General features: G+C 47.9%; 23 protein-coding genes. 4 read left to right on the top strand and 19 right to left on the bottom strand.

From position 1 onward, the window contains the following. The first annotated feature begins 81 nt into the window (after positions 1-81). Positions 82-837 carry an LPS export ABC transporter ATP-binding protein gene (lptB, locus tag EOO50_RS11360; protein WP_290840188.1) on the top strand — a complete coding sequence of 252 codons (756 nt, stop codon included), beginning with the start codon at positions 82-84 and terminating at the stop codon, positions 835-837. 20 nt (positions 838-857) lie between these two features. On the opposite strand, the gene EOO50_RS11355 is transcribed toward lptB, so the two are convergent. Genes EOO50_RS11355 through EOO50_RS11345 form a run of 3 tightly spaced genes read right to left on the bottom strand, consistent with a single transcriptional unit; the run spans position 858 to position 2,878 of the window. Beyond that, the gene (locus EOO50_RS11355; RefSeq protein ID WP_290840186.1) at positions 858-1,268 is read right to left on the bottom strand and encodes a DUF1801 domain-containing protein; all 411 of its coding nucleotides are present in this window, start codon (positions 1,266-1,268) and stop codon (positions 858-860) included. A gap of 12 nt (positions 1,269-1,280) precedes the next feature. Continuing rightward, positions 1,281-2,156: a GH25 family lysozyme gene (locus EOO50_RS11350; protein WP_290840184.1), complete on the bottom strand. Its 876-nt coding sequence runs from the start codon at positions 2,154-2,156 to the stop codon at positions 1,281-1,283. Beyond that, positions 2,156-2,878, bottom strand: coding sequence for a CDP-alcohol phosphatidyltransferase family protein (locus EOO50_RS11345; RefSeq protein WP_290840182.1), 723 nt, complete (start codon positions 2,876-2,878; stop codon positions 2,156-2,158). The genes EOO50_RS11350 and EOO50_RS11345 overlap by 1 nt, the downstream gene beginning before the upstream one ends. Positions 2,879-3,070: 192 nt before the next feature. On the opposite strand from EOO50_RS11345, the gene EOO50_RS11340 reads away from it, so the two are divergent. From EOO50_RS11340 to EOO50_RS11330, 3 genes are read left to right on the top strand one after another with little or no spacing between them, the layout of a single operon-like run. Further along, the gene (locus EOO50_RS11340; protein WP_363331751.1) at positions 3,071-4,099 is read left to right on the top strand and encodes a PorV/PorQ family protein; all 1,029 of its coding nucleotides are present in this window, start codon (positions 3,071-3,073) and stop codon (positions 4,097-4,099) included. A gap of 30 nt (positions 4,100-4,129) precedes the next feature. Then, the gene (locus tag EOO50_RS11335) at positions 4,130-5,266 is read left to right on the top strand and encodes a DUF4105 domain-containing protein (RefSeq protein WP_290840178.1); all 1,137 of its coding nucleotides are present in this window, start codon (positions 4,130-4,132) and stop codon (positions 5,264-5,266) included. Beyond that, the gene (locus EOO50_RS11330) at positions 5,253-5,648 is read left to right on the top strand and encodes a hypothetical protein (RefSeq protein WP_290840176.1); all 396 of its coding nucleotides are present in this window, start codon (positions 5,253-5,255) and stop codon (positions 5,646-5,648) included. The genes EOO50_RS11335 and EOO50_RS11330 overlap by 14 nt, the downstream gene beginning before the upstream one ends. Here EOO50_RS11330 and EOO50_RS11325 read toward each other — a convergent pair whose 3' ends face one another. From EOO50_RS11325 to EOO50_RS11250, 16 genes are all read right to left on the bottom strand, one after another. Beyond that, complete coding sequence (locus EOO50_RS11325; protein ID WP_290840174.1) at positions 5,649-7,043, bottom strand: exopolysaccharide biosynthesis polyprenyl glycosylphosphotransferase; 1,395 nt, start codon at positions 7,041-7,043, stop codon at positions 5,649-5,651. 55 nt (positions 7,044-7,098) lie between these two features. Continuing rightward, positions 7,099-8,106: a glycosyltransferase family 4 protein gene (locus EOO50_RS11320; protein WP_290840172.1), complete on the bottom strand. Its 1,008-nt coding sequence runs from the start codon at positions 8,104-8,106 to the stop codon at positions 7,099-7,101. Beyond that, a complete protein-coding gene (locus EOO50_RS11315) occupies positions 8,078-9,418 on the bottom strand; it encodes an O-antigen ligase family protein (RefSeq protein ID WP_290840170.1) in 1,341 nt (446 codons plus the stop codon). The genes EOO50_RS11320 and EOO50_RS11315 overlap by 29 nt, the downstream gene beginning before the upstream one ends. Then, on the bottom strand, positions 9,418-10,500 hold the full coding sequence (locus EOO50_RS11310) for a glycosyltransferase (RefSeq protein WP_290840168.1): 1,083 nt from the start codon (positions 10,498-10,500) through the stop codon (positions 9,418-9,420). The genes EOO50_RS11315 and EOO50_RS11310 overlap by 1 nt, the downstream gene beginning before the upstream one ends. A gap of 9 nt (positions 10,501-10,509) precedes the next feature. Beyond that, positions 10,510-11,643 carry a glycosyltransferase gene (locus tag EOO50_RS11305; protein ID WP_290840166.1) on the bottom strand — a complete coding sequence of 378 codons (1,134 nt, stop codon included), beginning with the start codon at positions 11,641-11,643 and terminating at the stop codon, positions 10,510-10,512. A 9-nt stretch (positions 11,644-11,652) separates the two neighbouring features. Further along, a complete protein-coding gene (locus tag EOO50_RS11300) occupies positions 11,653-12,669 on the bottom strand; it encodes a glycosyltransferase family 2 protein (protein WP_290840164.1) in 1,017 nt (338 codons plus the stop codon). Between the two features lie 2 nt (positions 12,670-12,671). Further along, positions 12,672-14,201 carry a glycosyltransferase family A protein gene (locus EOO50_RS11295; protein ID WP_290840163.1) on the bottom strand — a complete coding sequence of 510 codons (1,530 nt, stop codon included), beginning with the start codon at positions 14,199-14,201 and terminating at the stop codon, positions 12,672-12,674. Then, positions 14,198-15,349 (bottom strand): glycosyltransferase family 4 protein, encoded by a 1,152-nt coding sequence (locus EOO50_RS11290; RefSeq protein ID WP_290840161.1) that lies wholly within the window; start codon positions 15,347-15,349, stop codon positions 14,198-14,200. Before EOO50_RS11290 ends, EOO50_RS11295 begins: the two co-directional genes overlap by 4 nt. After that, on the bottom strand, positions 15,340-16,725 hold the full coding sequence (locus EOO50_RS11285) for a UDP-glycosyltransferase (protein WP_290840159.1): 1,386 nt from the start codon (positions 16,723-16,725) through the stop codon (positions 15,340-15,342). Before EOO50_RS11285 ends, EOO50_RS11290 begins: the two co-directional genes overlap by 10 nt. Positions 16,726-16,800: 75 nt before the next feature. Next, positions 16,801-17,922, bottom strand: coding sequence for a UDP-N-acetylglucosamine 2-epimerase (gene neuC / locus EOO50_RS11280; RefSeq protein WP_290840158.1), 1,122 nt, complete (start codon positions 17,920-17,922; stop codon positions 16,801-16,803). 2 nt (positions 17,923-17,924) lie between these two features. Continuing rightward, positions 17,925-18,584 carry a TylF/MycF/NovP-related O-methyltransferase gene (locus EOO50_RS11275; protein ID WP_290840156.1) on the bottom strand — a complete coding sequence of 220 codons (660 nt, stop codon included), beginning with the start codon at positions 18,582-18,584 and terminating at the stop codon, positions 17,925-17,927. Further along, positions 18,577-19,623 carry an N-acetylneuraminate synthase gene (gene neuB / locus EOO50_RS11270; protein ID WP_290840154.1) on the bottom strand — a complete coding sequence of 349 codons (1,047 nt, stop codon included), beginning with the start codon at positions 19,621-19,623 and terminating at the stop codon, positions 18,577-18,579. Before neuB ends, EOO50_RS11275 begins: the two co-directional genes overlap by 8 nt. Then, positions 19,620-20,288 carry an acylneuraminate cytidylyltransferase family protein gene (locus EOO50_RS11265; protein WP_290840152.1) on the bottom strand — a complete coding sequence of 223 codons (669 nt, stop codon included), beginning with the start codon at positions 20,286-20,288 and terminating at the stop codon, positions 19,620-19,622. The genes neuB and EOO50_RS11265 overlap by 4 nt, the downstream gene beginning before the upstream one ends. Then, positions 20,285-21,205: a glycosyltransferase gene (locus tag EOO50_RS11260; protein ID WP_290840150.1), complete on the bottom strand. Its 921-nt coding sequence runs from the start codon at positions 21,203-21,205 to the stop codon at positions 20,285-20,287. Before EOO50_RS11260 ends, EOO50_RS11265 begins: the two co-directional genes overlap by 4 nt. Next, positions 21,205-22,293: a glycosyltransferase family 4 protein gene (locus tag EOO50_RS11255; protein WP_290840148.1), complete on the bottom strand. Its 1,089-nt coding sequence runs from the start codon at positions 22,291-22,293 to the stop codon at positions 21,205-21,207. Before EOO50_RS11255 ends, EOO50_RS11260 begins: the two co-directional genes overlap by 1 nt. A 2-nt stretch (positions 22,294-22,295) precedes the next feature. After that, positions 22,296-23,306 (bottom strand): glycosyltransferase family A protein, encoded by a 1,011-nt coding sequence (locus EOO50_RS11250; protein ID WP_290840146.1) that lies wholly within the window; start codon positions 23,304-23,306, stop codon positions 22,296-22,298. Positions 23,307-23,366: the final 60 nt, after the last annotated feature.

The raw sequence follows: 23,366 nt of genomic DNA, 5'->3' as shown, positions 1-23,366 counted from the left end.
ACTATCCGTTAAATCATAACTTTGAACGCGAATTTGGTCTTGAAGTAATTTCCAAATTTTCAAATTTTCAAATTGCAAAAAATGATCCTAAGAGCCGAGAACCTAATCAAAACCTACAAGAAAAGAACCGTCGTAAAAGGCATTTCGGTCGAAGTGAACCAAGGCGAAATCGTCGGGTTGCTCGGGCCGAACGGTGCCGGAAAAACCACGTCTTTCTATATGATCGTAGGTTTGGTGAAGCCAAACAGCGGTAATATTTACCTCGACCAAACCGATATCACCGATTTCCCGATGTACAAACGTGCACAAAACGGGATCGGATATTTGGCTCAGGAAGCGTCGGTTTTCAGGAAACTCAGCATAGAGGACAACATCTTGAGCGTACTTCAGCTCACCGATTTGACGAAAGAACAACAGGAAGAAAAAATGGAATCGTTGCTCGATGAGTTCTCGTTGCAACACATCCGAACCAACCGTGGCGACTTGCTTTCAGGTGGCGAACGACGTCGTACCGAGATCGCGCGCGCGCTGGCGACCGACCCGAAATTCATCCTGCTTGACGAACCGTTCGCAGGTGTCGACCCGGTTGCGGTCGAGGACATCCAGCGTATCGTCGCACAACTCAAGGAAAAGAACATCGGCATCCTGATCACCGACCACAACGTCCAGGAAACGCTCGCGATTACCGAGAAAAGTTACCTCATGTTCGAAGGCGGCATCCTAAAAGCCGGAACGCCCGAAGAATTGGTGCAGGACGAAATGGTGAGACGCGTTTATTTGGGGCAGAACTTCGAATTGCGTAAGAAGAAGATCGACTTCCACGCGAAGAGCGAGTAAATTCCGTCATCAGTCAGGTGTTACTTTTCAACCTGCGACAACCAATCCCTAATCCCGTTTTGTAACGCCGCGCTTTGCGCTTTGGCGTCTTCGAGATTTTCAATCGTGATGATTTTTCGTCCGTCGGGATAATTTTTGCCTTTGAGTCGGGCTTCGTCGTTTATTTTTGCGCCGGTCGGGAAAACAATTAAAATTTTGCCACGATGTATGTTGATTACCGCGATATCGCGCTTGTATTCCTTGGCATCGAACGCTTCCATTTGCCCCGAATAGTAAAAACTCGGGGAATTCCATTTTATATGTTCCGCTATTTCCGGATCGACGTTCAGGAATAATTCGCGTAAAAATTCGACGACGGCTTTTGTTTGAGCGTCAAGCGAATCGATGTATTCCGTTACTTTTTGGGATTCCGAGTTTGGCGTAGCGTCCATAAATCAGTTTGATTATTTACCTATCTTACTCTTCATCTGCGTTGGATTGATGCGCAAATATTCGAGCCGGGCGCGCGGCCCGTTATAGATGTTCACGTCGACAGGACCCGGAACGCCTTCGATGCTCGCGCTTTCAGTGAATTGCCAGAACATCCATTCCTCGTCAATTTCCTCAACAAAGAAATTGTAGTTCGCGATCCAGAATACGTAACCTTCGAATTCGTCGGCCAGGAAATCGTCGTAGTATTTTTGACCCGAATAGATGATCGGTTGCACGCCGTAATATTTTTCGACGGCATTCAGCCAGCGATGAAGCCCGACCATAAGACTGTCCATCGACTGGTTCTCGGGAATTTTCTCGATGTCGAGAACGGGCGGCAAATCGCCGTTCTTGAGCCGGACGTTCAAGATGAAATGCGCGGCCTGTTCCAATGAGTTTTCGTTCGGACGATAATAATGATACGCGCCCCGGATCAAATTGCGCTGTTTCGCACCTTTCCAATTTTCCTTGAAACAAGCGTCGACCTTGTTCTTTCCGGCCGTAGCGCGGATCATCACGAAATCAAGCGGATACAAACCTTCGACCGAGTCGACTTTCGCCCAATTGATCTCGCCTTGATATTCCGACACGTCGAACCCGATCGCATTGCCGTAATGGCGCGTCAGAACTTCGACGTTACGCACATCGGCGAGGCGCTTTTCTTCGGCCGAAACTTTTTTGTCGGTCCTGAAGCTGAAGTAATATGCGATTCCGTTTCGGTAATGCCAAGCGATTGCGAACAACAAGAGAAAACCCGCGAGCACCCAAAGCCAGCGCGATAACTTCTTTGCCGCACTCGATTTCTTACCGCGTGAACGCGATCCCGAAACTGGTCTGCGTGCCGCCATTATTTTTTACTGCGTTTGTTTGTGATGACCGACATCGCGATATACGTCAGGATGGTAAGCGCAATTCCCGCGTATCTGAAAAATGCAAGCAACAGGATCGCAAGCGACAGGAAAATTATTTGGGTCGCATTTTCCTTTAGCGAGAGTTTCTTGAATTTCAGCGAAAACAGCGGGATTTCGGCATTGAGCATGAATGCGCTGAACGCCGTGATGCCCAGTAGGACATACGTATCCATGAACAATTCGAAAAGTATAAGCGAATCGCCTTCGCGTATCAATGGTAAACTCAAAATAAATAAAGCGTTGGCCGGCGTGGGCAATCCTATGAACGAATTGGTTTGTCGCGTGTCGATGTTGAATTTCGCGAGCCTGAAGCACGAGCCCAGCGTGATCACGAATCCGAGCAGGCAAATCCACAAATTCGGTTCGGCGGGCGAAAAACCTTTGAGCTGCACGGCGCGGCTCAACATGAAAAACATCGTTACACCGGGAACGACGCCACTCGTGACCATGTCAGCGAGGGAATCCAGTTGCAAACCGAGTTCGGACGACGCTTTGAACATGCGCGCGAAAAATCCGTCAAAAAAGTCGAAGAAAATTCCCAAAGCCACGAAAAATAACGCGAGCAGCCAATTTTCCTGAAACGCGAAAACCAGCGCGATACAGCCTGAAAATAAATTGAGCAAGGTAATGAGATTGGGCAATTGTCGCAAAAGGCGCATCGAATGTTCGTTTAAATGTCTCGGTCAGCACAAATGTAGTACAATAACTTTAAGGCAAACGCGTTTTTAAGACAGTTTTTAACGCTCGCGACACGCTTGAAATTGTGCGGGAAAGCGTCAGAAAAAATAGCTATTTTTGAAAAAAATTTTGCCTTGAAAAAACTCTCGTTACTCGTGTTCCTTTTCGGATGGCTGTGCTCTTACGGCCAAGCGGTACGAAAATACTCGAACGAATTCCTCAACATCGGTGTCGACGCGGCCTCATTGGGCATGTCGAACGCCGTCACGGCCAGCACGAACGACGTGAACGCCGTGTATTGGAATCCCGCGGGCATCCTGAATCTTGAAGACGGACAGGTCGCCGCCATGCACGCGAGCTATTTCGCGAACATCGCCCAATACGATTACATCGCCTATGCAAAACCGATCGACGACCGCAGCGCCTGGGGATTTTCGGCGATCCGATTCGGGGTCGACGACATCATGAACACGACGCAGCTCATCGACGAGCAGGGAAATATCGATTACAACCGAATCAGCCTGTTCTCGACGGCCGATTATGCGTTCATGTTCTCGTACGCGCGACATCTGAAGGTCGAAGGCCTGTCTTGGGGCGCGAACGCGAAAGTCGTGAGACGCGTGATCGGGAAATTCGCGAATTCATGGGGATTCGGATTTGATTTGGGCATACAGTTCGAACGCAATGGCTGGAAATTCGGAGCCATGGCGCGCGATATCACGACGACCTACAACATCTGGATGATCGACGAGGACGAATACCAGAAAGTCCAGGATGCCGTGGAAGGACAAAATCAGGAATTGCCTGAAAGTACTGAGATCACGCTTCCGAAACTCCAGATCGGAGTCGCCAAAAAATACGAGTTCCACAACGAAATGACGTTGCTTGCCGCGATCAACCTCAACACGCGCTTCGAGCAGACGAACGACATCATTTCGACGTCGGCCGTGAGCATCGATCCCGCGGTCGGGTTTGAGCTCGGATACATCGACCTGGCATTTATTCGCGCCGGTGTCGGGAACTTCCAGAATTTGACCGAGATTGACGGTTCGGAACGCGTCGGATTCCAACCCAACGTCGGCATCGGATTCAAATACAAAGGCATTCAGGTCGATTATGCGCTCACCGATCTCGGCGACCAAAGCGCGGCCTTGTATTCGAACATCTTTTCGCTGAAAGTCGACATGGGCATTTTCAGGTAATTTGGCTATCTTGCCGTAAAACCTAACCGCATGCGTCGTTTCCTTTTCCTGTTGATTTTCATGCCGTTGCTGAGTTTCGGGCAGCTCGTTACCCTATCCGATTCGGCCCAGATCAGCGTTTTGACGTGCGGAAAAGGCAACGAATTGTATTCACTTTACGGGCATACGGCGCTTCGCATAAACGATCCGGCGACCGGAATCGACAAGGTTTTCAATTACGGCACTTTCGATTTCAATACGGGAAATTTCGCTTTGCGATTCGTGAAAGGCGATTTGCAGTACTTCGTGTCGGTAAGCACTTTTGAGGATTTCATCTACAATTACGAATACGAGAAACGGTCGGTTTTCGAGCAGGTTTTGAATTTGTCTCAGGCGCAGAAACAGCTTTTGTACAACAAACTCAATTTGGTCTTGATGTCGAAAGAACGTTTTTACACATATAAATTCATCGACCGAAACTGTACCACGAAAGTCGCCGATCTCATCAACGAACTCGCCGGAGCCGGAACGATCAGGAAAATCGGCAATACCGAAATTTCATACCGCGAAGTCATTTATCCCGAATTCGACGGGCATTTCTACGAACAATGGGGAACGAGCGTGATCTTCGGGACGCGCGTCGACGACAAGGCGAAACAGCTGTTCCTTCCGATCGAATTGTACCAAAGCATCGCGTCGGCCCAAAACAACGGCTCGCCTTTGCTCAAGGAAAATAAATCGTGGCTGGTTTTTGAAGATCAGCCCGCGCCTTTTTCATGGTGGAACAACGTGTACACGTATTTCGCTTTGTTGCTGCTGCTCGTTTTTTTAAATAAGGACAAAGTGACGTTGGTTTATTTTTCCATCATCGGTTTGATCGGCGCATTCTTTTGCATCGCGGGTTGGTATTCGTTCCACGTCGAATTGAAATGGAATTACAACGCATTTTTCATTAACCCGCTTTTGCTTTTGCTCGTGTTTTTTTACGGCCGACGCAATGCGAAAGGCGTTTTCTATGTGTCGATGATATGCGTGATTTTCCTTCTGCTTTATTTGGGTTTTATGATCGACAAAATCCATTTGCTGATCGTGGCCCCGATGATGGTCGCGCACTTTATCCTGTTGGCGAAGTTTGCGTTGAGAGCGCGAAAAGGGTCGTTATTCGCGAAAGCCGATGGAACAAAATAATCAAATCGACGAGGATTTCATCAAAGAATTGATTGTCGTGTCGAACGAACAAAAACGGCGCTCGCTCAACTATAAAATCATACGGATTGCCGCGATCGTCATTTTCGCAAACGTTGTGTTGCTGACTAGATTCTTCACGAAAATTCCTTTACCGGTGGGGAAAAGCTTATTGGTTGCACTCGCAATCTCGATTGTGGTAATTCCGATCGCGGCTTTAGTGATTGCCGCGTTGTTCGCCGTCCTTCCAAGTGGAAATCTGGCTTATTCCAAGAAATTTATACGTATCGCCTTACTTCTCGTCCTGGTAATAGAAAGCCTTACATTTCTGCTGTTCCTTTTGCTTTCGATTTTCATGGCTTTCATAACCGACAAAAAAATCTGATTACTGCCCGCGGTAAAATAAAACGGTACTCAACGTCTTGATCACGATGTTGATGTCGAGGAAAATACTGCGATGCTTGATGTAATACAAGTCGTATTGCAATTTCATCAGGCTGTCGTCAATCGTTTCCCCGTATGAATAATTCACCTGCGCCCAACCCGTAAGCCCGGGTTTAATGACGTGGCGCGTTTCATAGAACGGCATGACGTCGGCGATTTCCTTTACGAAAACCGGACGTTCGGGACGCGGACCGATCACGGCCATATCGCCTTTTAAGATGTTGTAGAATTGTGGGAATTCATCGATACGCGTCTTGCGCATGATTTTCCCGAACGGAGTGACCCGCGTATCGTTCGTAGTCGTAAAAACGGCACCGTTGCTCTCGGCATTCTTGATCATTGTGCGGAGTTTCAGAATATTGAAGACCTCGCCGTTCCGCCCTACCCGTTCCTGGGTATAAAAAAGCTTTCCGCGGTTTCCAAGTGCATTTCCAACAAGGATGAAAGGCAACAAAACCAATCCGACCAAGATTCCGCCAATCGAAAACAAAATTTCAAGAATACGCACCACGAGCAGATACAGGTGATTTTGATTGCTTCGGCTGAATGGGAAATATCGGTAGAAATCACGGGCGACATATTGCACAGGAATGCGTTGCGTGATGGTTTCATAAACCTGCGTGTATTCGCGAATTATGTAGCCGTTTTCTAACAGATGGATCAACTGGTTGTGCAGGTTTGCGGTTATGCCGTCGGTTTTTTGCGATGCGATTACGATTTCCGAAACCATATTCGCACCTACGTATTTCTCAAGATTTTCTGAATTGATATGTTGGATAAAACCAAAACCGTCGTTGTGAGGCGAATTGCTATCGGTGTTCACGTAACCCAGAACTTTGTAGTGCGGATCGACGCTTTCCAGACCCGTGATAAGTTCTCCGGCCTGATCCCTGTCGCAAATGAGTACGACTTTTTTAATGAACCGATGTGACGCAAGAAATTTCACATAAAAAAAACGCCAAATCACCAAAGCAGCCAAAACGGCCAGATAGAAAAATAATATCTGTATCCTGTTCGACGGTAGAATCGGAGTGTAGACTGGCGTCAGTAAGTACACGAGAACCGTAACCGACGCCGTCAGCACGATACTTTTGATCATCTGCAGTTCGTTACTCGCGACTTGGAGATTATACATTTCAAAAACGGTCCCGATGATCGTGATGTACAACCCGAGCACGATCGTCCAGTAAAAATTCGTCGTCGATATGTCGAAATAATTGAAACTGAAAACCTTGCCTACAAGATACAGCGCTAAAAGTACCGAGAGTATGTCAAAAATCCTGAGCAGGATCTTTCGCTCCGAAACTTCAAAATGTATCTTCTTGTTTTTGATCATCGAGCTTTGTGGAATAAGGCCGCAAGTTACTAAATTCCGACATAGGCATTGAAGGTTATGTTAAAATTTCGAGCCAATTGTTGCGCAAATTCCGCCAATCGCTTTCAAGCGCGACTTCACGTGCCCGAATTGTCATTTCGGTTGTTTTTTGAGGGTTTTTGATACAGTTTGAAATCGATTTGGCCATCGAGATAAAATCGCCTCTTTCGACGAGTTTCGCACTGATTTCGCTTTCGAAAAGATAAGGAATTCCGCCAGCGTTCGTCGATATGACAGGCAATCCGAGAGCCGCAGCTTCCAAAAGACTGAACGGTGTGTTGTCTATTTCCGATGTATTGATGAAAAAATCGTAGTCGGCTGACATTTCCATCCATTGCTTTTTTTCAAGCCTTCCAGTGAATTTCACCGAAACGCCGAAATTTTCAGCGTCCTGTTTTACACTTTCCAAACTTCCCGAGTCAGGCCCGACCATGCAAAGACTTGCATCGGGAAATTCCCTTTTGAGTTCCACGATGACTTTTATCGCCATTTGAGGATTGTAGATTTTCGAGAAGGAACGCACCCAAAGCAATCTCGGCTTAAAGTTTTTCCTTTCGGTGTATTCGATAGCCGACGTCGGAACCGGATTCGGTATTTTTTGCACCGAATCAAATCCTGCATCGGCAAATTTTTGGACCAGGTAATTTGAAGGCGCGACATTTTTATAGGCGTTTCCAAACAGCTGACGCGACAAGACCGGGTTTCGCTGCAAACGCAACGGAAGATTTCCGCCGTGCAGGATCGGTATATATTTCATTTTCAAAAAATGGCAGAGTCGGCCCGTGAGATACGCGTACCAAAAATTCGAAGTGCTGTATGTGTCGATAAGGACGAAATCAATTTTATTTCGGTTTACGACAACAGCGAGCAACATTTGCCAAAGACGTACGACCTTTTTCTTTGCCGACGACGCGTACACGACTGAAAATCCTTCCGATTCCAACAACGGACCCAAAATCTCTATCGCGGTAAGCGTTTTCCCGACGCCCGAAAGTTTATTCCCTATGTACAGCAGGTGTTTCAAGATAGGTGACTTTTAGGATTGACAACGCGTAAACGAATCCTGGCGCGGCGAGTCGCATGGCGGCGTGATTTATGGTTAGCAACCAAAAGATAAGCATGCTAAGCAAAAAGAAATGCTGCTTGTTGTCGGCGTATAGTACGATTGGAGTGATACACAAAATAAGTAGCCCGAGTATGCCCAGGGAACCGTGTTCGGCAAGCATGCGCGTAATTTCGCTGTGGGAAAGCGACGTTCCCTCAGAATCGGCGCGTAAATCCGCCCCGCGACCAACTCCGATTCCCAGGAACGGACTGTCCAGAAAACTATTGATTTCAGTTTCGGCAATTTCCCCACGACCGCTCGATTGGCTTTCCTTTACTCTTCCCGCCGCATCTTGATTGTTGTACCGTTTCTCTATGAGCCCGCCCGTAAGCACTGATGAATAAGTCCATATCGCCACGAAGCTGATTGTCCCGAATACGACGACCATCGTCATTTTTTGCCTTCCGCGGGAATTGGTTTTCGAAAAGATTACAAATGCCAATAACAGAATCATGATGACACTCGTTATCATTCCGCCTCTCGAAAATGTGACCAATCCCCTAAAACCAATCAGGATCGCAATGGCCAAATTAAAAATAACAATAGGCAAATTCGGGGATTTAAAAATCACACGAGATATAAAAATAAACATGCCGAGTCCTAGCATAGTCGAGACCTGATTGGGACCGAAACCTCCCGACGTAGCGAAATTGGAGCCCGTTCCTGTCACACTTTCCCTGATGTCGGGCGTGAAGATCATCAAATAAATTGCAACTGTGATCACGGGCAATCCCAGGCACAACAAAATATTCTGGAACTGGTCAAACGAAATTTTGCGCGAATAACAGTACAATGCGGCGATGCTCAATGACACGGGGCCGGAAACGTTAAAAATGATCGTCTTTCGCATGTCCACGTTTTCGCTAAGCGTCTGTGTGGCAATCACTATTCCCGGAACAAGCAACAAGAGGAAAATCCAGTACACGACTCCGTTCTTCGAAAATCCCGTGTAGTATGTTCCGAACAACAGGAAAAAAATGACCGAATATTTACCGAATTCATACAACACGGCTCCTCCGGTCATGCGCATCATCACCTCGCACCCAACGGCGTAGGCCGCAGCGAGCAGAGCTTCATCGTTCGCATTCCTGTTTTTGAAAATGTAATACGTGCCAACGACCAACACGAGTAAGGAATAAGGCTTCGAGAACGAATTGACGGCAAAAAAAAGCGCTCCCAACAAAACGTGGAAACCAACCAGGAACAGGTATTTTTTGTCAATGCCAAACATCACAATCTTTTTAGCCAGTTAAGATAATGGAAAATCACAGCTTGTTCTGAAAAACCTTCGACAATGGTTCCGTAGAGGTTTTTCCCGATGCGATCGCGCAATCCGGCATCCGACTTCAAGGCCTCAAGTGCCGCGGCAAAGGCTTTCGCATTACCGGGCGCCACGATCCTGCCGTTTACGCCGTCGTTCACTATTGAAGGAATTTCGCCCACGGCCGTAACCAGGACTGCTTTGGATTGCGCTCCATATTCGAGCAAAGCTACGGGCAAACCTTCAGAATTCGATGTGAGGATGCAGATTTCGCTCTCGGAAATTATATGCTGTACGTCGTCTTTGGAACCGTAGATGAAAACGCGACTTTCAAGATGGTCCGATTCTATTTCCTGCCGAAGTCTCGCCGAATAATCGTCGTCGAAATCCTTTCCGACCAAATGGAACGTCCATTCGTCCTTTGGCAAGAAGCGCAAGGAATCGAGAATCAGGAAATGATTTTTTTGAGGTCGGAGATTCGCAAGCGCCAAAATCCGTTTTCCTTTTTGCCCGAATAATTCGGTTGTTTTTTTCGCGTCGGGAACGATTTGGAAAAAGTTTGCCAAGTATGTTACGTTCGCGCAATTTAGTTTTCGTTTCGCCCAATCGGCGAGTTTTTCGTTGACCGACAAGATTCCGCCAAAAAAATACGATCCGAATTTCAACGCTGCGAATTTTCGCTCGTCGACGAATTCACTCGAACCGTAATGGTCGTGCCAGATGATTTTTACCGACGGCATTGTCAATTTCACGCAGACCGCCAAAAACCACGATGTGCTGTGCGCGTGGATTACATTTACCGAATTCGCTTTGCAGTATTTCCTGAGCCGAAGGATCGCGCCCAAATCGATCGTACTCTTTTTCGCCAAAAAGCTGTAGCCGACGCCATCGCCCAAATCGTTGCTCAGATTTCCTTCCTTTCGCGTCACGACCACAGCCGAAAACCCGATCTTATCGCGCAACGCATTGGCGTAATTTACGGCCATGCGCTCGGCACCGCCAGTTTCAAGCGAGTCTATAAGTTGGACAATTCTCAATTGGGAGTCGTTCATATTGTAAGCCTAGTCCCGGATTTTGCCCGACTCCAGCATTTTTCGTATCTCATTTCCAAAGACGTCAAGCGTGTACTGCCTTGACCATTCCGACGCGTTTTCAGAAATCACCTTGTATTCTTCAGCGTCTCGGTACATCTGCAATACGGCCTTTGAATCCTTCTCCAAATCCTCGGTCATCAAAATTCCACGCCCGCCATTGCCGAGCATGAATGGAACGCAGGAAATCCTTGTCGCCACGGGCACGCAACCCCAAAACATCGCCTCGGCCAGTACTTTGGGCCAACCTTCACTCAGAGACGGCAAAAGTACGAAATGCGCGCTTTTGTATGCGCCGCGTACGGTCATTTCGTTTTGGTTTCCCATTAATCGGACGACATCTTGCAAGCCTTTTTCAGAAATATACGTTTCCAGCGAATCACGCATCTTGCCTTCACCATAAAAATCCAAGGAAGTTTCAACGCCGAGATCGTGAAGTCGTTCGGCAATCTTAAGCGCGTACAACGGTTGTTTTCCGGGCGACAACGTCCCTACGAAAAGCAGTCGCAACGGCCCGTGGTGGTTTCGCTCAAAAATGCGATCCCTGTCGGAATTGTTGTAGGTTGCGGTAAAAAACGGCTGTATATTCGGTGAACTTCCCTCCCATTTTCCGTACACGAGCACCTTCATGTTGCGTGTCAAAAACGCATTGTTCAAGATCAATTTCTGTAGACGATAACTTAACGGCTGCTTCGATTTCGGGTCCCAATTGCCCGCGTATTTTGCCGTTTTTGGTTTCGACGGAAACAAAATCTGCACGAAACATCCTATCAATCCGATATTTCCGGGGCATCGCAAATGGACGTGGTCGGCTTTTCGCATTGCCGTCGCGATCCTCCATACGATTTTGGGTAACTTAAAAAGCACTTTTATTTTTGCCGACGACGAAATCACGTCGAATGCGGGAATTTTCCTGAAGATGATTTTTGGATGATCGTACTCGATGTCGATCGCGTCGGGAAAACCATCCTCGAACGGAGCGACGATTTCAATCATATCGACATGACTTCCCCAAATGTTCATTTCACGCACATACGGTCCATAAGCCGCCAGCCTGCCGTTCGACAATTTGTGCGGGACATGCGTGATGATGGCAAATCTCATGTGGATTTTTTATGATTTATCGGTTCGCGGAGCCGACGGTTTGTTGAAAAACAATTCGAAATAAGCGACGAATCGCCCGACGCTCTCCGTAAACGCCTGTTTCTTGTTTGATTTGCCAAAGATAGCATTTGTTGCGCGCACCGACGCCAACAACAACGCAATCGCGTGCCATTTGATTTTCGCCTTGAACGATGGTTTCGGGGTTCGGACGCGCCAGACGTACCAGCCGTTGCGCACGACCATCTTCCCATAACGGTACTGGTTCGGGCGACCCGACGGCGCATGATGGTGTTCAAGACGCGCTGCCGTGTTCACGAAAAGCTTTCCGTAAGGCAACAAGCGGTAACTGAAATCGGCGTCCTCGTAAAGCCCGTAACCCTCGAAATACGTTGAGAAATTCAGCGTTTCGAACACTTTTGCGCGGAACGAAGAAACGCCACCCATGATCTGCTCGACTTCATAAATCTTGCCCGACGGTGGCAAGAACCCTATGCTGCGTCCATTCGAGAAATCGGGAGCGAAACCCGGATCCTTATCGGTGTCGAGATGTAGTTTTTTGCGCAGGATGTAGCGGCTTCCGTCTTTTCGTTTCCATGCGTCGAACGCGAATTCGGAAGTTGTCGGACTATACTTTTCATCGACTTTCGTCCATTGGATTTCGTTCGTAATGTATCCGCCTGCGGCAATCGCTTCGGGAAATATCGAATATGTTTTGAGCAGTTCTTCGAAATACGTCGGCTCGAGGATCGTGTCGTCGTCCAGAAAACATACGACTTCGCTGGACTTCGAAACGCGTGCGATGCCGAAATTTCGTTGACGTGTAAGGCCGCGATGTTCGTCAGGGACTTTGTGGTAGGAAATCGCCTCGAACCGATTTTGGACGAGCATGTCGCGCGTTTGGTCGTTCGTCGATCCGTCGATAATCAGTATTTCAGAAGGATATTTCGTTTGTGGGCCAATCGATTCGAGCAGCACGCGCAGTGGTTCCGGTCGCATATACGTGCAAATGATGAGGCTGAAATCCATGCTTAACGCTTTGCAAGTTCATTAGCCCAATACACGCTTTTTTGCCAGCGTTTTTTGAAATTTCGATACGCCGAAAACGGATTGATGTTCCCGTTCTTGCCGTAATTCTTAAAGAAATGAACGACTTTGTAGCCTTTCACCTGTTCGTTGGTCATGTTCCTGATCATGTAAAGCATGACGGTCGGTGACGGTTTTGGAGCCGGCTTGTCGTCGTTCCATTGTAATTTCGGCTTGAGCCTGAAACCTCCGATAGGCGCCTTTAAATGCAAAACCCTCAGCGATGGAACGTATATCACGTCATGTCCTTTGTTGCGAAGCTGTATCCCGAAATCTTTGTCCTCGCCATATCCGAACTCGAATCCGGGGCTGAACCACACGCCGTCGAGCGCATCTCTCTTCACGAAAGCCAAACCCGAACTGAAAACCGCATGCTGTATGACTTCACTAAATCCTACCGTTTCATTGTGCTGAGGACCTGAAACCTGAATGATCTCATTCCCGGTTTTCCTGAGATAGCCAAAGACATCCTCGATCAGCGTCGGTCCGAACCTAATGTCGTCGTCGGCCATGAAAACGAATTCGCTTTCCACTTTCATAAGCCCGACATTACGTGCCGCGCAAGCACCGCTTCGATGCGTGAATACGTGATCGATCTCGAACGGCCAGGTTTCGGTCTTAAGGAAATCGAGTTCCGAAACGCTGCCTTCCAACGGGTTTTGCTCCACGACGATTACGCGTTTCGGGAGAAATGTCTGTGCTGAAAGGTCTTTCATCACATTATGGAAATGTTCGCGTCGCCCGATCGTGGGAATCATCACGTCGATTGTTCCCTCAGAGATGACGTTACGCGCGGATTCGATGGAAATATTGGCGAAGCTTTTTTCATTGAACTTTCGGTTCGCGTAGAAAAACGATCGGACATACGGCAGTACGGCGTAGTTTTTCTTGAACAGGATCAGGTTGAGCAGTAAAAGCGTGATCCAGCGCATGCGATAATGCTGGCGCACGAAGCGGAATGTCTCGTACGTATCGGCGTGTTTCCATTCGATTTTAGGAAAATCCCCTTTGAGCAATTTTGGATGTGAATAGCAAAAAAGTCCGGCGATCATCGCGCGTTTTGCGAATGAATTCAGGAAATAATCGAAGTTGTCGTTTACGTTCAGGTAAGGTTCCGAAGCGATGACAGCTGCCGCGTGAACCATGCCGACATTGCCGCTCATTTGCCACGTGGGATATTTCACTTCACGCTTCACGCGCAAAAACGGAGACGATTCTTCAGCGAAGCCCACGATCGGATCTATGTAGTTCCTACCCGAAGCATCGAACGAATACAACAGCCTTTTGTGATGCATGAGCTCAGGCAAAACAGACACATTGAGGTTTCCCTCCAGACGTTCATCGCACCACACGAGGATTTCCTCAGGATGCGTTTTTGCAAGTTCCACCAGAGCTTTGGCTACATTCCAACCGACGTAACCCGAAGCATTTTCGGTACGGATCACTTTGTCGTCTTTATGATAGATAAAAATCATGCTTTATAATTGCGTATTACGCTGTCGTAAAATTGTTCGTTTTGGACCACGACCGTCCTAGCTGAAAAACGGCTTATCGCTTTTTCCCTCGCCGCTGTCGAAATCCTTGAGCGCAGTTGGTCATCGGCGAGCAATGTCGTGATGTTTTGGGCATAATCGATGTGATCTTTCGGGTCCGAAAGAAATCCGTCGGTGCCATTCTCAATCACTTCAGGAGCCCAACCGATATTCGAGGCCACGATCGCTTTTCCCATCGCCATCGCCTCGATCCAGGAGACGGGCAATGCTTCGGCGAACGACGGAAACACACATACGTTGGCCGCGGCTATATGGTTTTGCATCAAATCGTAACTCACTGGCCCTATATAATTTACATTCTCAAGCGCATCAGACGAGAAAAGTGGCTGCATCAACTTCCACGTAGAATCACCGCCGGTGGCGACATCGGTGGCATCTTTTCCAATCAAGATGAGTTTAGCGTTCGGATTCCTGGAAATCACTTCATTGAATATGAACGGCAATTCGAGCAAGCCTTTTTTTCGTATCAAGGTTCCAAAGTACAACAAAGACTGAGGCGCTTCTTTCACGCTCGACGGTTGGAAGACCAACGTATCGATACCGTTCGGAATGACCGTGAATTCACGCGACAATCCGAACAACTCACGGGTTACCGTCGCCGTGTATCGACTCACCGACAACAGCGCGTCGGCGTTCTCAAGCGCGCGTTTTTCGCGAATCTTGTTGATCGTTTTTACTTTCCGATTGTCGAGATGGCAAAAATACGTGTCGCTTCCATGGAGGCGGACGACGATCGGGCATTTCACTTTGATGTTCGATGTGATTCCCGTCCAGTCAGGTGCTTCGATCACTTCAAGTCCTTTCGCCGAGACGAGTGTATTGATAAGCTTTTGGATTTTCTTTTGCGTAAGCAATCTCGAAAGACCTTTGAGCTTCGTGTTTTTTATGCGATGGATGACCAGCCCGCTTTCCTCGAAGGAATCGTCAATTTTTTGACCGTAAACCAAAACCGTAACCTCGTGACCTGATGCCAAAAGGCCGTTCGCGAGATTCTTGATGCTCGTGCCCAGGCCGCCCGAATTGCCGGTTTTTGCGTGCGGATATTCCGGTGTGAGAAAACCTATATGCATCCGGCGAGTGATTTTAGTTCGTTTACGATGCGAATCGAAGCTTCGGTTGCGGGCTGTTGGTTGATTTTGGAAAACCAATCGTTCGCATGCGCTACCGTTTGTGAAGTTTCACGTATCGCCGATCCAAGCTTGCGCGCGATTTCACCGGGATTGTCGAGCCAAATCACAGATCCAGCATCAGGCATGGATTTGAAATGCACGAATTCGTATATCTTTTTCACCGACCAACCTTCGACGGGATTGTCGATCGGGTCGTAGTTCATAAACGCGCATGGTTTCCCGAATGCGGCGTAGTCGAAAACCATCGACGAACCCAGATTGACGACCATTTCAGTATGTGCGATCGTATTCGACAGCAACGCCATGTCGGCCGCCGTCGGCAACACCATATTCCAGACGTCGCCCATTTTGGCCCAGGCCGGAGCGATCGACGTGATGATGTCGGCATTTTCGTTCAGGACTTTATCGAAGCGAGTTGAAAAATCGGTCGGGCAACGTCGAAAAACGATTCCAAGTTTGTTTCCATTCGCGTTCAATTCACGCACGGCCGCAGCCACGTCACTCAAATATCGTGGATCGTGCGGTGACGTATTCACATCATCGCCCGAGTAGCAAATATAGTTACGGTCAAGGTCGAGATCGTGTTTCGCGAAAAACGTTTCGCGATCTTCACGCAAATCCTGATTGAAATGGCTTTCGAATTGTGGCGTTCCGGTTACCGCGATCTGTCGGTCGGAAATATTCGGATAGTAAAACAACAATTCCCGTTTCATGTGTTCGCTCCACACAAAATAATGGTCGGCCTCGATGACTTTGGTCGCCTTGGGCAAATTGTCCCACGAAAAAATAAAGGTGGAAACGGGTATGCCGAGATCTTTGGCGGCACGCAACGGGGAAATTGCCAATACGGGACGCTGGTTCGTGCAAAAAATGAGATCGGGTTTTTCAAGGCGCAGCGTTTCCATGCTTTCGCGATACAAGGGTGTTGTCCTTTCCAGCGACTCCATGCGTTTCTGCAACCGCTCGAGACCGTTTTTCGAACTATACCTGAACGTATACCAGCGAATCATGGCGCGGCGTATTTTCGATTTCAAGTCCTTCCCCGATGGTGGAAAACGGTAGGAATCGTAAACATCATCGCCGGTTATTTCGATATTTCGGTTGAGTTCGATTGCGATCTTCGCCCATTTCAAAATGTCGGTAAGCCGATGCGGTTTTTTCTCGTGTAATTTTATTTCGGGAAGCCCGATTTGGGAAAGATCAAATGCCGAATGGTTCCAGAAAACCACGTCGAAACCACTGTTTTTGGCCTTTCCGTAGAAATCCGTGAAGGCAAAATTGCGCAAACCGACTCCATCGGGCAACAGAATGAACAATTTTTTTTGAGTGGTATACAACTACAGGGGAATTTGCCGCAAAAGTACGTTAAATTTGACGAAACCACAACGTAATCAGCTATCGCGAAATTGCTTTTGCTGGTTAATTTTCCAAAAATCAGGTTCGCTTAACGAATCGATGAAAAGCTTCGTGCTGTCACCTTTCCCGAAATCGTCTGCCGCGTTCTTCACTTTGTGCGAATCGATTGACGAAAGCGCTCGTGATACTTCATCGGCCGCGTAACCGACATTTACGATATCGGCATGGAGCGCGCGATTTTGCTGGCGCGTCCCGACGTTTATCACTGGAATTCCATAATACGGCGCTTCCCTGATTCCGGCGCTGCTGTTGCCGATGATGAATCTCGCATTGTGCAAGAGCACCAGAAAATACTCGAATCGCAGCGAAGGAAAGACACGGAATCGCTCGTTATGTTCGAAACCTGCGTAAGCGTCGAGAATGTATCGGCTTCCCAAATCGTTGTTGGGATAAATCACGATGTAATTGTGGCTGTCTTCAAGCAAGGCTTTTGCGAAATCATGGGCGTATTTCTGCATTTCGCCCGCCTCGGTCGTCACAGGATGGAACATCGCGATCGCATATTGGTCGAACGCTATGTCGTAATGGTCTTTCACTTCAGGAAGTTTCGGCAGATTCGGTGAGAACATGATATCGACATCGGGCGATCCGATAGTGTAAACCGACGATTTGGTTTCGCCCATCTGCACCAGGCGACGCGCGGCATCGTCGTTCGAAACGAAATGAATGTGGCTCAGTTTCGTGACGCTATGACGAATGAGTTCATCGACCGTTCCCGAGAGTTCGCCACCTTCGATATGCGCGACGAGGATGTTGTTGAGTGAACCCGTAATCGCACCGGCAAGGGTTTCGACGCGATCGCCGTGCACCACGATCAAATCGGGATGTATCGTTTTTGCATAGGCCGAAAATCCTTCGATCGTCTTGGCGAGCGTGAGATCCATCGTCGTTTCATGCGTATGATTGGAAAACGTATGCAGGTTCTTGAAGCCACAACGTTCGATCTCGATCAGCGTATAACCGTATTCATGTTGCAGGTGCATGCCCGTGACGAACACGAAAACCTCAAAACCATCTTGTGCCTCGAGGGCTTCGATGAGTGACTTTATTTTACCGAAATCGGCGCGCGTACCGGTTAGGAATAGGATTTTCTTCACGTTTATTTTACTATGTACGAAATGGCGTTTGAATACGGCAATTTCCTGACTTCAGCCGTCCCGTTGAAAAAATCGTCGACCGCTTTGTTCGTGCCTGCGAAAGCGCCATAGTCGTCAAAGATAATGATGCCGCCTTTCGTAACCTTGTCGTACAATTTTTCAAGTATATGTCTGGTCGGTTCGTACAGATCGACGTCAATGTGCAGCAGGGAAATCTTAAGGTGCGGATTTTTCTCAAGGTAATCGTCGAGCGTTTTCAGGATATCGCCTTTTATGATCTCGACATTCTTATGCATGTTCTGCGCTTCAAGCAGCGTGTTTATTTCTTCGAACGAGATGCTTTTTCCGCCGTTGGTCTCAGCTACGAATGCATCGCGTTTGGATTTGTCGGCTTCGAAATTCGCTTCAGGAAAATCCCCGAATATGTCGAAACCGATCACTTTACGACTTCCGGTCTGCTCGAGCAGATCACGGAATTTTATCCACCTGAAAAATGAATTGCCTTTGAAAATGCCGAATTCGACTATTTCTCCGCGCACGTTCGACGTTTGCCTGAAGAATTCCAGGTGCGTCACGAATTTGCTGAACCGAGTCGGATCGGCTGTGGCGTAAAAGCCGTTTTCGTATTCAAATTTCCGGTTGATGTCGTACAATTTATCCATTCCCGATGTCTTTAAAGATGAGTTGTTCGTCGTTTCCTATGTCCCGCGTGGCAATTTTTCCAAGGATGTCATTGAATTCTTCGGCAAGGATTTCGCCTGTTCCGGGACGTTTTACCCAAATATTTTCCTTGGTGAACGTTTCCCCTTTTTTTATCGGCGCGATAGAGCAGACGGTCGCGAACGCGAAATCTATTGTGACTTGCTCTTCTTTTGCGGGTTCTTTTGTCCCGCCGCGCATTTGTGCGATCTCGGCGCTTGAAACGATGAGTTCACGGCACGCCTGTTCGTCCATCGAACAAACGATGTCGGGACCGGTGCGTTGCATGTGGTCGGTGAAATGGCGCTCCAATATTGACGCACCCAACGCGACCGCGCCCAGACAGGCGTTGTTGTTCAAGGTATGATCCGAGAGTCCGAAAACTTTATCGGGGAACGCTTCGTTCAACTGCGTCATCGCTCCGAATCGAACCAAATGGATCGGCGTCGGATACAAATTCGTCGTATGCAATAAGGCGACGGGAACATTGTGTTTGTCGAAAATCGCGACGGCCTTGCTTACGCTTTCGATCGTGTTCATGCCCGTGCTCAAAATCACGGGTTTCCCGAACGACGCGATATGTTCGAGCAACGGGTAATTGTTACATTCGCCCGACCCGATCTTATACGCTTGTACGTCAAATTTCCTGAGTCGCTCGGCAGCTGCACGTGAAAACGGCGTCGAAATGAAGATCATGCCTTTGCTTTCAACGTAATTTTTTAGTTCGAGTTCTTCGTCTTCATCCAAGGCGCAGCGCTCCATGATCTCGTATATGGAAACGCTCGCATTTCCGGGAATCACCTTTTTGGCGGCCCCGGCCATTTCGTCAGACACGATATGCGTTTGGTGTTTCACGACCTCGGCTCCGGCGCGTTGTGCGGCATCGACCATTTCTTTGGCGACGGCGAGCGAGCCTTCGTGGTTGATTCCGATTTCGGCGATTACTAATGGCGGGAAGTCTTGGCCGACTTTACGTCCGGCGATTTCAATATACGGGTTCATTCTTTTATTTTTTGGTAAAGGTATTGGGCATAATCTAGGTCGTCACGCGTGTCGATATCGACGCCTGAAAAAACGTGATCGACGGGAAACGGAATCGCATCGCTCGAAAAAACGTTTCCGTTGCGGATGCATTCGCTGTTGCTAATATACAATAATCCGTTCTCGAAAAAGAGCGGTTCCAAGTCTTGGCTACGTTGGCCGGGTTCGTAATTGAACGGCTTGAACGTACCGTCCTGTATTTTGCCGAGTTTATGATGGTCGCGGCTCACCGTGAAAAGGCTGTCGGCATTACTTTTTTGATAGGCCGAAAAACAATCGCGCAATAAATGTTCGGGACGCAACGGATTCGTAGGCTGGAGCAACACGACATTTTGTATCCCGATGGGCGACAATTGTTCGAGCACGTGTTGGATTGAGGTGACGGTCGGTTCGTTATCGCCTGAAATCTCAGCGGGACGCTTTATGACTTTAGCGCCGAATCGAAGCGCCGTTTGGGCGATCGCATCATCGTCAGTTGTCACGAAAACCTCATCGATTATATCCGCAAACAACCGTGCATACAGGATACTGTGCGCGATCAATGGTTTGTCGCCCAGCAACATCAGGTTTTTGCCGGGAAGTCTTTTCGATCCGCCTCGTGCGGGAATGACTGCGATGGTTTTCATAATTTATTTTTAGGTTTCCAGTAAATACGCGCTTCGGGAATTTTTACCCATCGCTCATATTCCGATGAACTCATCCTGTTGGCATTCCCGAAAATTTTCGATGTCGATGCCAACAAGTCCAACTTGGCTTGCACCAAAGCCTTCAAAGCTCGGAAATCGCCTTTTAAAACCTTAAACTTCAATTGCGACCACGTCGAATACGCCATTTTTCGCGGAATTTTTCGCCAAGGTAAAAATAAGAAATACGAATACCATCCGGAGCGCAAAGATCGGCGCAAACGGACAGCGTAATCTTTTTGTTTGCGCCTTTCGAGTATTTCGACGCGGTGTTGCACCAAAACCTGCGGCACATAATGTACTTCGTAGCCTTTTTTGAAGAGTTGCTGGGATGCGAAGTTTTCCTCTCCGTAAAACTCAAACCATTCGGGATAAGACGGGATTTCACGCCAGGCCGAGACGCGCCAAGCATGTCCGCAGCCGACATAACTGTTTACCTGAAGCGGTTTTTCGTCGGTCCCGATCGAACACGGAAGCGATTTTCCCCAAAAGATCCGGAATGCGACCAAACCGCACTTGTCGTTATTTTCAAAATATGCGGAAATATTTTCAAGCGGATCGGCCGAAACGAAATTTGCGTCGTCGTCGAGAGAAATGGCGAATTGCGCGTTCGATTGGTCGAGCATCGCATTTCGGCAAAACATATAACCTTTCGAAAGGTCGTTTCGCTTCAGGATGATTTTCGGGAATCGGTTTTTTACGGCTTCCGATGTGCCGTCGGTTGAACCGTCGTCGAATACGACGCAAGTCACATCGTCGCGCTCAAGCAAGATTTCAAGGCTTGAAAGCGTTTGCAAAAGGTCGTCCTTTCGGTTTTTTGTCGAAATGTGTATTTCGAAAATCGGCGTGGATTCAGTCATTATTCAAGGCTTGATTTGGCTTGCTTGATGATTGCGTTCATACCGCTGTTCCAGGATTCTTTCGTATATAAACCTTGTTCGGGCAATTCGATTTGGGGAGCGCCGTCCATGAAATCGGCCATCGCTTTCACCCATTCTTTCTTGAAATTCGGATTTTCGATAAGTCTGCCGTACTTGCCGTAATCGAGTACCTCGGGAACTCCACCGAGTTTCGACGCGATGCAGTAGCAACCGGAATTCAACGCTTCGATAAGGCTGAGCCCAAATCCTTCGTGGCACAATGTCGGGAACAGATAGCAATCGGCGGCCTGATAATATTTGGGTAATTCATCGTTTGGAATCTGCCCATAATAGGTTACGCCTTTTTGTTTCTTGTCACGCATCGCGCCTACTATCATGAGTTCAGTATCCCCGAATTTCGAGTGGAATTCGCGCCAGGCGTCAAGAATGAGGTTCAACCCTTTTTTGGGCCTGTCCTGGGCGAGCCAAAGGAACAGTTTTTTACCGCCGTGTCCTAAAAGTTGTTTGCGCGCGTAGCGTTCGCCTTTGGAAACCGGGCTGAATTTTTTGGTATCGATACCGTTGTAAAGCACCGATACGCGGCATGTGAAAACGGTATAAAAGTCCAAATGCGCGCGGTAACTGTCGTGCGTCAACACGACGAGTTCGTCTATAATCGAATAGAAATTGCTTTTGTCGGCGGGCAAAAACGGTGAAAATCCGTGGTAAAAAATCTGTAGATAACAATTGTCGCGCATTCCTTTCTCGCGCAACATGGCGTCTACCTTATAGGCCATTTGGAAATTGTCGACGAGCTGGATGATGTATTTTCCGCCCGGTTTTATAATTTTTTCAAGCGCCTTGAGGTAAGCGGCTTTGTAGAAGGTGAACTCGCGGCTTATTTTGGTCAGGATTCCATCGTTGACGATCGAATACTCGACGTTAGGAAAGCGCTCGACGGGATCGTGGCAGACGATGTAGTCAATTTGGTGGTCGCCGTCAGCCATGTAGTTCTTGTACATGGTCGTCCAGCTTCCGATCTTGGAATATGGCAATGGAAATGTCGATAAAAGAATTACGGTCGCCATAGTCAATAGTTAAAAGATGCTTCGTTCGACAATCCTTTTCTGCGTAAAAACCAACGCAAAAAAAACTTCTTGCTAAAAAGCCTGATCGCTATCCATTCCAAGCTTTTCCAATAAAACGGCGCCTTTGGCGGGATCGAAGCGTCAAGCGGTTCGGGAATTTCGATATTCGGTTTGAGTTGCGTAATTTTTTGAGCCATCCAGGCTTCCGGGACGTTACCTAAATGATAGGCGTAATTGTCTTCAGTCGAAAGCCGCCAAAGACCTCGATCTATGACGATCTTGTCGATCAACTCACTTTCGCCTCCCAACATATTCTTCGTATAACGCGCAACCGGTTTATCCAAAAGACGCGCTTTGTATGTGGTAAAAAAATGTCCTGCCCCGACGACGGCGCGGAAATTTCCATTCGAGAACGTGAGGAAATTTTCGAGTTGGTATTCGTTGTAAAAATCCGGGTTGTCGACGCTATGTGCGAATGCGAGCAATCCATCCCGGTTCTTTACAGGTGTGAATCTCATTTTCGACGAAAAGATATGCCTCGCGAGCACTACCTGACCATACGTTTTATAGGATTTTGACGAAGGCGTGGGGCAAACCGCTCCGGCTTTCGGAAAATTACGGAACACATCGTAGGTCGCCTCCTGCCAGCCATCAAGAAACATCACGTCGCTGTCGGCGATCGTCACCCAATCGAACGAATGGCCTGAAATGCCTTTGAAAACCGCATTCATCTTACCGATGTTCGTCGTATGCACAAGCTCGTGGATCTTGCCTTGAGCGAGTAATCCATCGAGATAGGTCGAGGTTTTTTGCCCGCTTCCGTTATCGACTACACAAATATAGGTCGCTTTGTGGGCGGTGAGTAAAAGCGAGTCGATGCAATACCTGAGTATATCGAAACCATTCTCGAAATAACCGTCCTGGTCGGGCACGTAAACCGGCAAAACCACCTGGTGAAAAAAAGGTGACTTTTCCTGCTGTTTATCACGGTTTGGATTTAAGCCTATTCGCATGAACTACGTACTCGATTTTGGCGACAATTTACAATATTTTGCGCGACCCTTGGGCAATTT

Source organism: Flavobacterium sp. (assembly GCF_004211145.1).
Classification (GTDB): Bacteria; Bacteroidota; Bacteroidia; order Flavobacteriales; family Flavobacteriaceae; genus Flavobacterium.
The sequence above is the reverse complement of the archived record's forward strand: the minus strand, read 5'-3'. Positions and strand labels throughout refer to the sequence as shown.